This is a genomic window from Selenomonas sp. oral taxon 136, from assembly GCF_001554015.1.
In the GTDB taxonomy this organism is placed as follows: domain Bacteria; phylum Bacillota; class Negativicutes; order Selenomonadales; family Selenomonadaceae; genus Centipeda; species Centipeda felix.
On the sequence record NZ_CP014239.1, the window covers coordinates 1500425 to 1514582 of the forward strand.

17 protein-coding genes are annotated in these 14158 nt (G+C 57.9%); all 17 read left to right on the top strand.

What is annotated here, in order from left to right:
* The first annotated feature begins 51 nt into the window (after positions 1–51).
* Complete coding sequence (locus AXE86_RS07210) at positions 52–363, top strand: HMA2 domain-containing protein (RefSeq protein ID WP_061945956.1); 312 nt, start codon at positions 52–54, stop codon at positions 361–363.
* A complete protein-coding gene (locus AXE86_RS07215; RefSeq protein WP_061945958.1) occupies positions 360–1031 on the top strand; it encodes an HMA2 domain-containing protein in 672 nt (223 codons plus the stop codon). Before AXE86_RS07210 ends, AXE86_RS07215 begins: the two co-directional genes overlap by 4 nt.
* Entirely contained in the window at positions 1019–3142 is a 2124-nt protein-coding gene (locus tag AXE86_RS07220) for a heavy metal translocating P-type ATPase (protein WP_061945960.1), read from the top strand. The genes AXE86_RS07215 and AXE86_RS07220 overlap by 13 nt, the downstream gene beginning before the upstream one ends.
* A 116-nt stretch (positions 3143–3258) precedes the next feature.
* A complete protein-coding gene (locus tag AXE86_RS07225; protein ID WP_061945962.1) occupies positions 3259–3678 on the top strand; it encodes a hypothetical protein in 420 nt (139 codons plus the stop codon).
* A gap of 146 nt (positions 3679–3824) precedes the next feature.
* Positions 3825–4106, top strand: a complete 282-nt coding sequence (gene flgM, locus AXE86_RS07230; RefSeq protein WP_061945965.1) for a flagellar biosynthesis anti-sigma factor FlgM — start codon at positions 3825–3827, stop codon at positions 4104–4106.
* A gap of 11 nt (positions 4107–4117) precedes the next feature.
* A complete protein-coding gene (locus tag AXE86_RS07235) occupies positions 4118–4606 on the top strand; it encodes a flagellar protein FlgN (RefSeq protein ID WP_061945967.1) in 489 nt (162 codons plus the stop codon).
* A gap of 6 nt (positions 4607–4612) precedes the next feature.
* Positions 4613–5104, top strand: coding sequence for a hypothetical protein (locus tag AXE86_RS07240; protein WP_009753745.1), 492 nt, complete (start codon positions 4613–4615; stop codon positions 5102–5104).
* Positions 5105–5151: 47 nt separating this feature from the next.
* Positions 5152–6876 (top strand): flagellar hook-associated protein FlgK, encoded by a 1725-nt coding sequence (flgK, locus tag AXE86_RS07245; protein ID WP_061945969.1) that lies wholly within the window; start codon positions 5152–5154, stop codon positions 6874–6876.
* 10 nt (positions 6877–6886) lie between these two features.
* Positions 6887–8221, top strand: a complete 1335-nt coding sequence (locus AXE86_RS07250) for a flagellin N-terminal helical domain-containing protein (RefSeq protein ID WP_061945971.1) — start codon at positions 6887–6889, stop codon at positions 8219–8221.
* 39 nt (positions 8222–8260) lie between these two features.
* The gene (locus AXE86_RS07255) at positions 8261–8845 is read left to right on the top strand and encodes a DUF6470 family protein (protein WP_061945973.1); all 585 of its coding nucleotides are present in this window, start codon (positions 8261–8263) and stop codon (positions 8843–8845) included.
* Positions 8846–8860: 15 nt separating this feature from the next.
* Positions 8861–9304 carry a flagellar assembly protein FliW gene (fliW, locus tag AXE86_RS07260; protein WP_009753749.1) on the top strand — a complete coding sequence of 148 codons (444 nt, stop codon included), beginning with the start codon at positions 8861–8863 and terminating at the stop codon, positions 9302–9304.
* The gene (csrA, locus tag AXE86_RS07265) at positions 9304–9528 is read left to right on the top strand and encodes a carbon storage regulator CsrA (protein ID WP_061945975.1); all 225 of its coding nucleotides are present in this window, start codon (positions 9304–9306) and stop codon (positions 9526–9528) included. The genes fliW and csrA overlap by 1 nt, the downstream gene beginning before the upstream one ends.
* An 84-nt stretch (positions 9529–9612) precedes the next feature.
* The gene (locus AXE86_RS07270) at positions 9613–10038 is read left to right on the top strand and encodes a flagellar protein FlaG (RefSeq protein ID WP_061945977.1); all 426 of its coding nucleotides are present in this window, start codon (positions 9613–9615) and stop codon (positions 10036–10038) included.
* 18 nt (positions 10039–10056) lie between these two features.
* Positions 10057–11700 carry a flagellar filament capping protein FliD gene (gene fliD, locus AXE86_RS07275; RefSeq protein WP_061945979.1) on the top strand — a complete coding sequence of 548 codons (1644 nt, stop codon included), beginning with the start codon at positions 10057–10059 and terminating at the stop codon, positions 11698–11700.
* Positions 11701–11718: 18 nt separating this feature from the next.
* The gene (gene fliS / locus AXE86_RS07280) at positions 11719–12135 is read left to right on the top strand and encodes a flagellar export chaperone FliS (RefSeq protein ID WP_009753753.1); all 417 of its coding nucleotides are present in this window, start codon (positions 11719–11721) and stop codon (positions 12133–12135) included.
* On the top strand, positions 12125–12469 hold the full coding sequence (locus AXE86_RS07285; RefSeq protein WP_061945981.1) for a hypothetical protein: 345 nt from the start codon (positions 12125–12127) through the stop codon (positions 12467–12469). The genes fliS and AXE86_RS07285 overlap by 11 nt, the downstream gene beginning before the upstream one ends.
* Before the next feature lie 267 nt (positions 12470–12736).
* Positions 12737–14068: a flagellin N-terminal helical domain-containing protein gene (locus AXE86_RS07290; RefSeq protein WP_061945982.1), complete on the top strand. Its 1332-nt coding sequence runs from the start codon at positions 12737–12739 to the stop codon at positions 14066–14068.
* Positions 14069–14158: the final 90 nt, after the last annotated feature.

The following is a 14158-nucleotide window of genomic DNA, read 5'->3' on the forward strand; positions in this document are numbered from 1 at the left end:
TCTGCGCGCAGCCCTTTTTCGACAAATATGGATAAAGAGAAGGGGGTTTCAATGAGTATTTTCGATACGATCAAGAATGCGATTCCGCACTCGGCGATGGATCTGTTCATCCGCTCGACGGATGTCGCTTCCTATATGCCGGGACGCGTGCGTCTCTACAGCAAGCAGCTCGTGAACAATGCTTCACTCGAACAGCAGGTGCATGAGCGGCTGAACGCACTCGCCGAGATCGAGTGTGTGGATACGAATATTGCAACAGGATCGATTCTCATCACGTATGAGCCGGAGCGTCTGCGTGCGAATGCAGAGCTGCGCCGCGTGGAGGACTATATGCGCACGCATGCGAGGAGGCGGGCATCATGACGTATCTGTCCGGACTGATGCTCGGCGCATCACTGGCGAATATGGCGCGTCAGATGATTCTCGGCACAGGGGGGCGCCCTGCTGAGGGCAATATCCTGCATGGACTGGGCGGCGGACTGTTCGCCGCATCGGAGCGCTCACATGGAACACATCCACATGTGCTGGCGCGCACGGAGGCGCCGTCTGCCATGCCGGTTTCCTGCGCGGTGCCGACGGCGGTCTTTTCCTGTGTCCACGCCTCGCCGGGACGGCGCCGCTATCGTACGCCGTATTTGACGGAGTCATTTGCCGCGGTGCTGGAGGATCGCCTCCTGCGCCTGCCGTTCATCCGTGCCGTGCGCACGAATACCGTGTCAGGCAACATTCTGCTCATCTATGCGCCCGAGGATGAGGCGCATGTCCTCGTCCTGGCGGAGGGGCTGAGTGCCATCTTTGCCGAGGGCAAGGTGCAGCCGCCTGCGACGCTCGCGAAGAGCGTGCGCCGTTCAGTGGAGTCGCTCAGTGCATGGATCCAGCGGAATACGGGCGGAGCCCTCGATCTGAGTTCGCTTGTCGCCGGGATTTTCATTATGCGCGGCATACGTCAGCTGGTGATTTCCAATAATACGCCCTCGGGCTCGCAGATGCTCTGGTGGGCGCTGTCGCTGATGAGGGGATGGAAGGTATGACACGAGTGATGCACAAGCGGATCCGTCTCTCGGCGGCATTGCCGCGCGAGGATGCACAGCAGCTCGCAGCGCGCCTGCGCCGCTTCCCTGCAGTGGTGGCGGTATCCGCCCATGAGAAATACGTGGATCTCTGGCATGTGGGGACGCTCCCGACGGCGCGCGTCCTCACAGCGGCAGAGCGTGCCGTGCGCGCGGCGGCAGAGAAGGCAGTGACGCCGACGGAGCGGCTGGCGGAGTTCCGCCGCGATGCAGTGATCTCACTCGCGAGCTTTGCGGCGATGGAGCTGCTGCGGCGCGGTGCACCCGAGCTCTTTGCCTCGGTGAAGGTACTGCGCTCGCTGCTCGTGCTCGCGATTTCGCGTAATTTCATCAAGACGGGCATCGGCGGTCTGATCGAGGATCGGCAGCCGAATGCGGATACGCTCACGACGACGGCGGTGATCGCCTCGGTGCTCGCGGGGAAACCCGAGTCGAGCCTCATGCTCCTCGCGCTCAGCAACGGGGCGGAAATGCTGACGAGCTACGCGGCGGAAAAGGCGCGCTCGCACATCTCAGGGCTCCTGTCCCTCGGCCAACGCGATGTCTGGCTCGTGGAGCAGACGCCGAATGGCGAGGTGGAACGCAAGGTGCCCGTGGAGGAGGTACGCCCCGGTGATACGATCGCTGTGCACGCGGGAGAGAAAATCGTCATCGACGGCCGCGTTCTGCGCGGCAATGCGGCGGTGACGCAGGCGTCCGTGACGGGCGAGTCTGCCCCTGCGATGAAGGAGGAGGGCACTCCGGTCTACGCGGGCAGCGTGGTCGAGGCAGGCGAGCTTGTGATCGCCGTGGAGAAGGTGGGCAGTGATACGTCGCTCGCACACATTGTCCACCTCGTCGAGGAGGCGCAGACGCGCCGCGCACCCGTGCAGAATTTTGCCGATCAGATGGCGAACTATCTCGTGCCCGTGTCCTTCCTCGGGGCGGCGATTGTCTACGGGGCGACGCGCGACTGGGGGCGTGTGCTGAACCTGCTCTTCATCGACTTCTCCTGCGGCCTGAAGCTCTCGACGGCGACGGCGATGTCAGCGGCGATTGCGGCAGCGGCCAAGCGCGGGATCCTCGTCAAGGGCGGCAACTACATTGAGGCGCTGGCACGCACGGATACGGTCGTGCTCGACAAGACGGGCACACTGACGGTCGGCATCCCAGAGATCACGTTTATCCGTACGGCGTCAGGGGTGACGGAGAAGGAGATGATTCTGCTCGCGGCATCCGCTGAGGAGCACTCTGTGCATCCGCTCGCCGTGGCAATCCAGAAGTATGTGGAGGAAAAGGCGTGGCAGGCACCGCAGCACCGCTCCTCTAAGACGATCGTGGCGCGCGGAATGCTCGCTGAGGTGCCGGATTTTGAGGGCTTTACGGGCGGAACGATCCGCGTCGGCAGCCGCCGTTTCCTGCAGGAGAACGGCGTGACGGATCCGGAGGATCTCGCCGCGTCGACATCCGGCAAAAATGTGCTCTTTGTTGCGCGCGACACGCGCCTCATCGGCGTGATCGGGATTGAGGATCCCATCCGTCCAAAGATGAAGAAGACGCTGAATCAGCTGCGTCGCTGCGGTGTGGATGAGATCGTCATGCTGACGGGCGATTCTAAGGCGGTCGCGGCAGAGGTGGCGCGCGATATGGATGTGGACTCCTATCATGCGGAGATTCTGCCCGAGGACAAATCGCGCTATGTGAACGAGCTGAAGCAGCGCGGGACAGTGATGATGGTCGGCGACGGCATCAACGATGCGCCCGCACTCGCCTTTGCCGATGTCGGCGTTTCCCTCGGCGGACGCCAGACGGATATTGCGGCCGAGTCCTCGGCGGTGACAATTCACGGGGAGGATCCAATCCGCCTCGTGGAGGCGCTGCGCCTCGGACGGCGGACGATGCATCTCGTGCATCAGAATTTCAAGGCGACGCTGCTCGTCAACTCGTCGGCGATGCTGCTCGGCGCACTCGGCGCGATCAGCCCGCTCGCGGCGGCCGCGATCCACAATACAGCGACGCTCGCGGTGGTGCTGAACAGCTGCCGCATTCTGACGCCCGAGGGCGGTATGTTTGCACGGAAGATGACAAAGTAGAAAGCCGAATCTTTGTTTGTTGATTTTTCTCTCATACTGTTGTAGAATATGACATGTGAAGATGAGATAGGATCTACGATATGCCGATCCGCTGTTTTGAGAGGAGAGTTTGACCGATGGCAGGAAAGATGAAGAACTGCTCGAGCTGCGGGAAGGTGTTCGTTTCAATCAATAACTCCCGCATCTGCGCGGACTGCCGTGAGAAGGAAGAGAAGTGGGAGAAGGAGATCATCGAGTACGTGCGTGACCATCCGAAGAGTCAGATCCCCGAGATTGTTGAGGCAACAGGCATACAGGAGCCTGTCATTCGCCGCATGATCCGGGAGGGACGGTTTCTTTCGAGCGATGTGGAGCTCTTTTATCCGTGTGAGAAATGTGGCTCGCCCATCCAGAAGGGGCAGTACTGCGATAAGTGCCAGAAGGAGATGCGTGATGAGCTGAAGGCAGCTGTCAGCAAGCAGAGTGCCTCGGGCATGCGCACCACCTCGGAAGGCGGCAGCGGCCGCCGCGGCTATGTGACCCTCGGCGGGAAGTAAGAATCCCCGATACGTACTTAAGAAAAAAATCTTAAGTACGTATCTTTTTTTTTCGATAAAGAAGGTGAAAGGATTCCGAACCCATTTCGCAGCGGGAACGCGAAGGCCGCGCAGCGATCGGTTCGGAGATACAGGTGGTGAACGATATGTTAATCAGAAATCAGACAATCGCAGCAGTGAGCAGACTCTACGCCGGTGCACCGGCAGCGGGAACGCGCCGTGTGGACGCGGCGGGTGCCGTGCAGGCACCGGATGCACTCGAGCTTTCGGGTGAGGCACAGAGCTTTGGAGATATCCTGCAGCAGCTGCGCGGCATGAGCGATGTGCGCAAAGAGCGCGTTGCGGAGATCTCCGCACGCGTCGAGAGCGGCTGCTATGCACCGGCCTCGGCGGATATCGCGGCAAAGATGCTCGCCATGCGCTATTGATGGAGCAGCTTATGTGGAATGCCTTTACGGCGACGCTTGAAGAGCTCTCGCGTCAGTATGAGAAGATCCGTGTCGTGCAGGAAAAGAAACGCAAGATTCTCGTCGCACTCGACATGGAGTCGCTCGAAAAACTGACTGCTGAGGAGGATTTTCTCGCGCGTGCGGTGGAGCGGCTCGAGACGGATCGGCTCGCGCATCTCGCCCACATTGCGAAGGCAACGCCGGGCGTGAGCGCCGAGACAAATATGGAGGAACTGGCACTTCTCGCGCCGAGCGATGCCGTACACCGCAGCGTGCTTGCAGCAAGCCGCAGGCTGAGCAAGGTCGTCGCGGAGACAAAGGAACTGCGCGATGGGAATGCCCTCCTCATCGAGGGAGCGCTCATGGCGGTGAACCGCCAGCTCGGACGCATTGGCGGTGCAGTGGTCGACCCCGTGTACGGGAGCGGCGGCACGGAGCAGGTGCGGCATCTGCGCAAGAACCTGGACTATGAGGCGTGAACGGCCATGACGAATGAGACCCGCGCGGCACTCATGCTCCTGAAGGAGCAGCTCGCGGCCGCGGAGGAGGCACTTGCCTCCTATGATGCGCTTGTCGCCGCGCTCCAGCACAGTGCATTTGGTGCGGGGATCAGCGAGGCAACAGCGACAGCTGAGCGGAGCCTCTCTGCGGTACGTGCACTCGCACGGCGGCAGGAAGAGTATCTCGCGGAGGTGCAGGAAGACAGCATGGCGGACGCCGTTGCACGCGAGCCAAATCCACGGGAGCACTTCGCTGCAGTACGTGCCATGCGTGCTGTGCAGACACGGCATGAGAGACTGCGTGAGCGCGTGCGAACGGCAGAGCAGCTGCTGGAAAAGAGTGCAGAGTTTATCCGCTATCAGCTCAACGTCGTTTCGGGCACGATGGCGGATGATACCTACGGATGCTCTCAGCCTGTGGCAGGGCCGCCCGTCGGACTGCGGCGCGAGATCGCCATGTTCGACGCAGATGTATAACGGATGGAATAATCAGGACTTCCAAACAGGGAAAAGAGTGAGGGAATATGCGGTCAACATTTGCCGGGCTTAATACGATGGTGCGGGGTATCCAGAACAATCAGCTCTCGCTTGATACGACCGGTCACAACATTACCAACGCCTCGACAGAGGGGTACTCACGTCAGCGCGTGGACTCGGCGGCGACGAACTATCAGGAGCGGCCGTCCCTCTACGGGAATGTCTACGTCGGCGGCGGTGTCGATGTCGTCGCGCTGAACCGTGCACGCAATATTTATGCAGACAAGCAGTTCTGGTCGGAGACCTCGACGCAGAATCTCTATAAGACGTACAAGACGAACTACGACAAGGCACAGGCCGTCTTTAACGATGCAAAGGAGACGGGCGTTCTTAACGCGATGCAGCAGTTCTACAGCGCGTTGGTCAACCTCTCTGACTACGCGAGCGATTCAGCGTCGCGTACAGCGGTACTGACGAAGGGCAACAACCTCGTGGACCGCATCAAGACGGGTGCACGTCAGCTGCAGGATCAGATCAAGGCGCAGTACGATGAAATGCGCATTCAGGTCGGCAAGGCAAACAGTATCGCGGAAAAGATCGCTGTCCTCAACCAGAACATCATGCTCGCCGAGAACAACGGCGGCAAGGCAAATGATCTGCGTGACCAGCGCGATCTCCTTGTGGACAAGCTTTCGGAGATCACAAACGTCAATGTCTATGAGGAGGCAAACGGCCAGTACACCGTCGTCTCGAACGGCATGACACTCGTCCAGCGCGACAGTCACCTCACCATCGAGATGAGCCCGCCGACCGACAACGTGCGTTATGGTATCAACGACTATACGCTGCGTATCAAGGAGGCGGGCGGTATCGGCTATGTCCCGCAGGGCGGTGTCCTGCGGGCACTACAGGATACGATCGTGCAGGACAAGGGCTATATTGACAATCTTGCCGACATCTCGGCGACGCTCCTTACGACGTTTAACGGCGTACACAAGCTGGGGGCGGGGATTGATGCGGATGCGACGTCGTGGTTGAATTTTTTCGGTCGGAATAAGTTCACCAGCCCGTCGGGCACATACGACCAGATGAACTACGTATGGCATGTGCATCCGACGACGGGCGACAGGTGGCTCGAGGCCTATGGCGTAAATATCACACGCACGACAAGCGGTGGACCTCCTCCGACGTCGGCCACAGTGACAATGGCAACGGCCGCGACACCCGATGAACTGCGCTCCATCCAGATTATCAATGAGCTGCAGGTCAGTGAGCAGCTTATGGCGCAGGGTGGACAGAACCTCGTCGCTGCACGTCAAATCAAGAATGCGACGATCTCTGCCGGCGGTATGACGTATGATTTTGCAAATGTCAACGGAACAGCAGACGGATCACTGGCTGTTGAACTGAGCAAGCTGTTTAACATGGATGTGAAAAACACCATGAATCCGGCAGACATCATGAACCTCACAGGATTTTCTGTGACGCATGACCGCCCGATCGGATCGGTCTCGATTAACCAATATTATAACACGGTGATGAGCCATCTCGGTGCGGATGCCGAGAACCTCGACAAGAAGATGAAGCAGCAGGATGACCTCATGGTGCAGATCAACCAGTGGCGGCAGTCGACGGCAGGCGTAGACTGGAACGAAGAATTGACGAATATGATTAAGTTCCAGACGGGCTACGGCGCATGCTCGCGTGTCCTGACGTCGATGGACGAGATCCTGGATCGCCTCATCAACAGCACGGGTGTCGTCGGAAGGTAGGGGATGAACGATGATTCGTATCAGCAGTAACTACATGGTGCAGCGCTATCAGAAAGACTTGAATGAGCTGGACTACACCAAGTCGAAGCTCATGGAACAGGGCGACGGGAAGAAGCTTCATCGCCCCTCCGACAACTCCGTGGACTATTCGCGCTATCTGCGCTACAACGTCTCCGAAGGCGAAAATGACCGCTATCAGGCGAGCGTCAAGGCGGGCATCTCATGGATGAACACAACCCAGACAGCCCTCAGTTCGATGGAAGACATTCAGAAGACGTTCAAGGCGAAGACCATTCAGGGCGCGAACGACGATAAGGATGAGAACGGCGGCGACTGGCCCGCGATTGCACGTGAGATGAAAGCAGAGATCCAACAGATCGTTTCTCTCGGCAATACACAGCTCGGCGACCGCTATATTTTCTCGGGGCAGGCAGATCTGCGTCAACCGTTCTCCATCTCAGATGAGAACAAGCCGCTGCTTCGCGGTGTTGCCAAGACGCTCGATGACCGGCAGGCAGCCTTCTTTAATGACGCAAGCAATGACAAGAGCGCAAACTTCCTGCATCAGATGATCTCCCTCGACGGCAGTGACGGAGAGAACTACTATATGAACACCCTGACGGGCGCAGTCTACTCGCGGCAATTTGTGCAGGAAGGGTATAAGGCTCTGCTCGCCAAGGGGTATAAGACGGTGGGAGAAGCTGCCGCGGCCGGCGAAGCGACATCCATCGGGAATGGCGGCGCAGGCCCGAACTTTATCAAGAATAATTTTAAGAATACAGGAGAGGTACTCAATCCCGGATGGTCGGTCGGTGTGGGCGGTGTGACGATGAAATTCTCGACCGTACGCCAGCAGATCGTTTCCTACAACGGCGATTTTCGCTACATTTCGATGGTTAAGCAAAATGGATCGGTTGAACCGACGGCAGACACGGTGAACAAGACGGGGCTCGATATCTTTGGGCGTGACCTCTTCGATGACGAGAATTCGGGCAACGAGCCCTCGGGGACCGCGATGGTGAACAGTATGCTGACCGTGTACGCCAAGACGAAATCTGCCGACCCGCATTGGCTTAGCTCGGACGGCATCTCGCTCGCCGATGCGGCGAACCAGGTAACGCTGCAGGCCCATACGGAGACGGGCGCACGCACCCAGCTCTACAAGAATATGACCGATGTTCTCACCGATTATAAGGAAAACATCACGCGCGATATCACAAATGTTTCGTCGGCGGACGTCGCGGAGCTCGCGATGAAGATGATGCAGCAGCAGACAGTCATGAGCATGTCGCTCTCGATGGGCGCGCGCATCCTGCCGCTCTCGCTCGTGGACTATCTGCGGTAGGACGCCACACGGATGATATGATGGGAAAGGATGCCCAAGATGCCGATGCTCTACCTCAATGTGCGCCATACGCTGCCGATGATCGGGATTCAGTCGCAAAAGAATACACTGGACTCCGGTATTCAGCAGCCGCAGTATGACCAGGAAACGCAGAATGCGCGTTCCAATCTGTACGCGACCCAGCCAAAACTCGATATTGACAGCTATCCGAGCCGGCATAGCTATGGATGCACCAGCAATTCGGATTTTGCCCGCGAGAATATGGAGCGGGGCTTTGAAGGGGTTCAGGAGGGGACGTCGAAGCACACGCAGATGGGCTGGTCGCTCGCCGAGGATGGGCCGAAGCCCGGGCGTCAGATAGCGATCGAGCAGATTTACCGTGATATGATGAGCATTGCCGACCAGAACCGCGTGCTCGTCGCACAGGCAATCCCTGATCCCGAGGTGCATTTCACTATCGGCGAGGTCGCCGGCGAGCCGGCCGTCGGGCGCACAACACCGCACTGGAATGTGACAAGCCGTGCGCGCGTCGAGTACAACCGCGGCAATATCGAGATCTATCTGCAGCAGAAGGGCAGCATCCGCGCGTGGGTCAGCGAAGGAAAATATGATATACTTGCGTAACAGGAGTCTCTGACGATGAAGATTATGACCAGCCGTTTCGGTGAGATTGAGGTCGCTGAGGATGCCGTCATCCATTTTGCAGCAGGCATTCCCGCGTTTGAAAAGGAGCACGAGTTCCTCATCATTCCCTATGGGGACGACAGCCCATACTCATTTCTTCAGTCGGTGAAGACCCCGGATCTTGCCTTCTTGATGGCGATGCCGCACACGTTCTTCCCAGACTATGAGGTCACGATTGACGATGATGTGGAGCGCGAGCTTGCACTCAACTCGCCGGATGATGTGTTGATCTACGCAGTGCTGACGCTTTCGGGCAGCAACATCCGTGACCTGACGGCGAATCTCATCGCCCCAATTGTCATCAATGCCAGAACCCGCAAGGGAAAACAGATCGTGCTTGACCGCAGCCCGTATACGACGAAGCATCGGCTCTTCCCACAGGATCAGGAGGAAAAGTAATGCTCGTACTCACACGGAAACCCAGACAGCAGATCATGATCGGCGATAATATCGTCATCAACATTGTGGAGGTTCAGGGCGACAATGTGCGCATTGCCATTGATGCGCCGCGCAGTGTCAAAATTTACCGCGGTGAGATTTATCGTGCCATTCAGGAGGAGAACCAGCGTGCCGCAGCACCGCAGATGATTGATCTCGAAGCGCTGCCCATGCGTTCATCATAAAGATATATCAAAAATAACATGTCCCAAGGAAGGACAGACGGGTGCGCGGGATGTGCACCCCCGTAGCACATGGAGGGATGCCTTATGGCCGTAGGTAGTGTTCAGGATTACATGTTGGCGGCGGTCGCTGTCAGCAGCATGCAGGACGGCGCAGCACCGCAGAGTCCCCTGCCGGGAGACGGGAAAACGGAGGCGGCAGCGCCGCCCAATGCAGCTGCAGCGGCTGCAGAGAAGGCACGGAAGGAAGCCGATGCCGCCGCTGCCCATGAAAAGAAAAAGCCCATCAACGAGGAGCAGGCGGCGTATATTACGAAGCAGCTCAACGAGATCATGCGGCGCATCGACGTGAACCTCAATTTTCAGTATCACAAAGAGATCAACATTATGTCGGTACGCATGCTGGACAAGAAGACGGGCGAGCTCTTGCGCGAGATTCCGGCGGAATCTCTGGTCGAGCACATGATCAAGGTGCGTGACTGGCTCGGCGCATTCCTGGATAAGACGGCGTAAGGCGATAAGGAGGAAATCATGGCAGGAGCAAGAGGTATCTACGGACTTTCGGGTTCGGGGATTGATGTGGAGTCACTGGTCAAGGTCGGCATGATGTCCGAACAGAAGAAGTATGACCGTATCTATAAGAAGGAAGTCGAGACGGAGTGGCGCAAAGAGGCCTTTGCTGATGTCTACAGCGCGGTGAATACATTCCGCAGCAGTATGTCTGACATGCGCCTAAGCTCGCGGACGAAGCCGATGACGGCGACGAGCTCCCTCTCAGATGCTGTGACGGCAACGGCAAATGCAAATGCCGGCGTGATGTCGCATACCGTGGAGGTCACGCAGGCAGCGTCGAACGCCTATCTGATGACTGCCTCGGGGCAGAAGGTGGCGCGTACGAACACGGCAGCTCCCACGAGCGTCGCACTGAAGGATGTTGCCTTTGCGGGCGGCACAATGCCGGCAGGCATGACGAGCACCGATACGGCGCTCAGCTTTAAACTTTCAAACGGGACGGGCACGACGGAGATCAAGTTTACGGCGGAGGAGGTATTCACAAAGAACCTTACGCTCAACGATCTCGCGAAGCGCATCAACAATGCACGCTTTATTGGCAGCGACGGCAAGAAGTCAGCGCTCAGCATTACGGCGAGCTACGATGCCGTATCCGATGCGTTCTCCATCGTGAACACGAAGTCGGGCAGTGACAATAAGGTCAGCCTTTCCGTGGATACGGGGGCACCCTCGGCAACGTACACGACGGCACTGCTCAACAACTTGAAGCTCGGGCAGGTCAGCGGCGGGTCGATCAGCGCACCGCTTTCATTTACGATTTCGGGCACGACGGCCAAGCTTGAGGCAGCGGGCGCGAATGCGAGCGTCAAGGTCGACGGCCGCACCTACACGAATCTGCAGGACAATAAGCTGCAGGTCAACGGCGTCACCTACACCTTTAAGAAGGCAACGCCTGTAGGGACGCCGGCACAGGTTACGATCGCACAGGATCAGGACAAACTCGTCGAGAACGTCAAGAAGTTCGTCGAGGACTACAACAAGCTGCTCGATGATCTCCACGGACGTTACAACAACAATAAGTATCCGGACTACGGCGTTCTGACGAAGGAGCAGGAGGCCGGGATGTCGCGTGAACAGGTCGACAAGTGGAACGAGCGTGCCAAGTCGGGGCTGCTCTACCGCGACGGCTACCTCCGTTCGATCATCAGCGATATGCGCGATGCCGTGACCAATCGTGTCGGCTCTGCGCCGGGACGCTACAACAACCTCGCGGCAATCGGCATCACGTCGAAGGATCAGAGCGGGCATCTGAAGCTCGATGAGAACAAGCTTCGCACGGCGATCGCAGCGGAGCCGGATGCGGTCAACCAGATCTTCTCCCATACGGATGACGACGACAACTACGGCGACAACGGTGTCGCTACACGCCTTGCCGAGCGCCTCGGCAAGCGCATGGAGTCGCTCAAGAGCCATGCGGGCATTACGGCGGACAAGTCCGACCGCAGTGAGCTCGGCAAGCTCATCGAAAACTACGAGAAGCAGATGAGCGATTTCAAGCAGCTCATGAGCTCCTTTGAGAATCAGCTCTACAAGAAGTACAATGCGATGGAGGAAGCAATCTCGAAGCTCTCCTCGCAGTTTGGCTTCTTCTCCAGACAGTGATGCTAGGAGGATTCCCACATGGTCAACAGTGCCGCGGAGGCCTATAAGAAGCAGCAGATCATGACGGCAACGCCCGAGGCGCTGACGCTCATGCTTTACAACGGCTGCCTGAAGTTCATCAAGGAGGGGGCCGACGCGCTCGCCGAAAAGAACTATGAGGCGGCAAACACCTCGCTGCAGAAGGCACAGAACATCATCTCCGAGTTCCGCGTCACCCTCAATATGGACTACGAGATCTCGCATCAGCTCCTGCCGCTCTACAACTATGCGTACGACCGCCTGGTCGAAGGAAATCTCGATGACAATTTCGACGCGATCAAGGAGGCGACGGACATCATCACCGAGCTTCGCGATGCGTGGGCACAGGCGATGAAAAAGGCACGGGAAGAAAAGGGCCGGCAGGGAACAGAGGGGAGCGGCGTCTATGCCGGATAACGTCTACGAAGAGGCGCGTTCCCTCTGGGAAAAGTACCGTATGCTGACCCATGAACTCATGAAGTTCATCGATGAGGAGGAGGTCGATACCTTCCTCGCCCTCGTCGATCAGCGCGGGCAGGTCATCGAGATGCTGCAGGCACTCCCGTCGGATCCCTATCGGGACAGTACGGATTTTGCCGCACTCGACGCGGAACTCCGTCCGCTTGAGATGCAGATCCAGTACAAGGCACGCGCGTGGCTGAACCGCTCGCGCCGCCGCAATGCGGCCGTGCACAGCTACGATACAGGCGAAGGAAGCCCTGTGGGCGGCTATCTCAACCGGCGGCACTGAGATACGGGACTTACTTCCCGACGACCCTTGACAAACGATCATAAAAAAAGTAAAATTTTTTATGAAAGTCGCTTAAGAATGTCGCTGCTTTGACGATATACTATATGTAACAGGGTAATACGCAAGCGGTGCGGCTGCCATGGATGGCCAGCTAGCAGCCAACCAGGATAGACGCGTCACTTGCATATTATACAGCGGGCATGGATGTCCGCACATAAAAGTTAAGATTCCGGATCATCCGGAAACACACCAGGGAGGAATTTTCACATGGCAATGGTAGTTAAGAACAACATGTCGGCGGTCAACACGCTCAACATCCTGAACAAGAACCAGTCGGCTCTTGCGAAGAGCCTGCAGAAGGTCTCTTCGGGCATGAAGATCAACGATGCCGGCGACGATGCATCGGGCTATGCCATCTCCGAGCGTATGCGCGTCCAGATCCGTTCGCTCGATCAGGATAAGCAGAACACGCAGAACGGCAACAGCATGATGAAGACGGCCGAGGGTGCTGTCGCAAGCACGGTCGAGATCCTCAAGACCCTGAAGGAAAAGGCCATCAACGCTGCGAACGACACGAACACGGACGAGGATCGCCGCACGATCCAGAAAGAGATCAACCAGATGGTTGACCAGATCGACGACAATGCGCTTGCTACGTACAACGGCAAGTACCTCGTCGATGGTTCGCGCAACAGCATCGGTACGGCAACCTGCACGACGCTGACGAACAGTGCACTGAGCACGGCTGCGGATTGGAGTTCTGCGCTGACGGCTCTTCAGAGCCGCCAGAACGAAGGCCTCAACATCCAGTCGACGGATAACGTCACGGTCTCCTATGTCCGCCAGGGCAAGACCTACACGACGACGTTCTCGGTCGGCACGAATGCACTGTCGGATATCATCGCGAAGACGGCATACAACGGCACGGATTCCCTCAAGGGCTCGGCTCTTGTTGATACCGGGAAGGTGACGGCTGGTGCTTGGATCGGTCTCGACAAGGCCGGCAACAGCGTCTACACGGCGGACAACAAGACGGCACTCTCGATCAACTCTGCTGGTGCTGGTACGTCCTATCAGATCTCGGCATTCACGATCGGCATCACGGACAACACGGGTGCTCTCCGCAAGACGGCGAACACGGCGCTCGATGCATTCAACGAGCGTATCCGCTCCGAGAACAAGTCCGAGGACAACGCTCTCGTCCTCCAGACGGGCGTGAAGTCGAACCAGGCGATCAAGGTCAGCATGACGGATATGCGTTCGCTCGCACTCGGCATGAAGGGCATGGATGGCTCGGTCATCAGCGTCCAGACCCAGGAGAAGGCAAACGCGGCGATCAACTCGATCGACTCCGCTCTCCAGAAGGCGCTCGACGAGCAGGCCAACATCGGTGCTGTTCAGACGCGTCTCCGCTACACGTCTTCGAACCTCACGACGGCTTCCGAGAACGTCCAGAACTCCGAGTCCACGATTCGCGATGCGGATATGGCAAAGGAGATGACGGAGTACACGAAGAACAACGTTCTTCTCCAGGCTGCTCAGTCGATGCTCGCACAGGCGAACCAGAACAGCTCTGCTGTCCTCTCGCTCCTCCGCTAATTCGTTTCGACGATTTATACGGATGTCAGGAATCCCTCCCCTCGGGGAGGGGTTCTTTTTTTGCCAAAAATCCCTGTATCGCGTATAATA

Coding starts and splice junctions, on each gene's coding strand:
- AXE86_RS07210 (WP_061945956.1), top strand. CDS start 52: ATGAGTATTTTCGATACGATCAAGAATGCGATTCCGCACTCGGCGATG.
- AXE86_RS07215 (WP_061945958.1), top strand. CDS start 360: ATGACGTATCTGTCCGGACTGATGCTCGGCGCATCACTGGCGAATATG.
- AXE86_RS07220 (WP_061945960.1), top strand. CDS start 1,019: ATGGAAGGTATGACACGAGTGATGCACAAGCGGATCCGTCTCTCGGCG.
- AXE86_RS07225 (WP_061945962.1), top strand. CDS start 3,259: ATGGCAGGAAAGATGAAGAACTGCTCGAGCTGCGGGAAGGTGTTCGTT.
- flgM (WP_061945965.1), top strand. CDS start 3,825: ATGTTAATCAGAAATCAGACAATCGCAGCAGTGAGCAGACTCTACGCC.
- AXE86_RS07235 (WP_061945967.1), top strand. CDS start 4,118: ATGTGGAATGCCTTTACGGCGACGCTTGAAGAGCTCTCGCGTCAGTAT.
- AXE86_RS07240 (WP_009753745.1), top strand. CDS start 4,613: ATGACGAATGAGACCCGCGCGGCACTCATGCTCCTGAAGGAGCAGCTC.
- flgK (WP_061945969.1), top strand. CDS start 5,152: ATGCGGTCAACATTTGCCGGGCTTAATACGATGGTGCGGGGTATCCAG.
- AXE86_RS07250 (WP_061945971.1), top strand. CDS start 6,887: ATGATTCGTATCAGCAGTAACTACATGGTGCAGCGCTATCAGAAAGAC.
- AXE86_RS07255 (WP_061945973.1), top strand. CDS start 8,261: ATGCCGATGCTCTACCTCAATGTGCGCCATACGCTGCCGATGATCGGG.
- fliW (WP_009753749.1), top strand. CDS start 8,861: ATGAAGATTATGACCAGCCGTTTCGGTGAGATTGAGGTCGCTGAGGAT.
- csrA (WP_061945975.1), top strand. CDS start 9,304: ATGCTCGTACTCACACGGAAACCCAGACAGCAGATCATGATCGGCGAT.
- AXE86_RS07270 (WP_061945977.1), top strand. CDS start 9,613: ATGGCCGTAGGTAGTGTTCAGGATTACATGTTGGCGGCGGTCGCTGTC.
- fliD (WP_061945979.1), top strand. CDS start 10,057: ATGGCAGGAGCAAGAGGTATCTACGGACTTTCGGGTTCGGGGATTGAT.
- fliS (WP_009753753.1), top strand. CDS start 11,719: ATGGTCAACAGTGCCGCGGAGGCCTATAAGAAGCAGCAGATCATGACG.
- AXE86_RS07285 (WP_061945981.1), top strand. CDS start 12,125: ATGCCGGATAACGTCTACGAAGAGGCGCGTTCCCTCTGGGAAAAGTAC.
- AXE86_RS07290 (WP_061945982.1), top strand. CDS start 12,737: ATGGCAATGGTAGTTAAGAACAACATGTCGGCGGTCAACACGCTCAAC.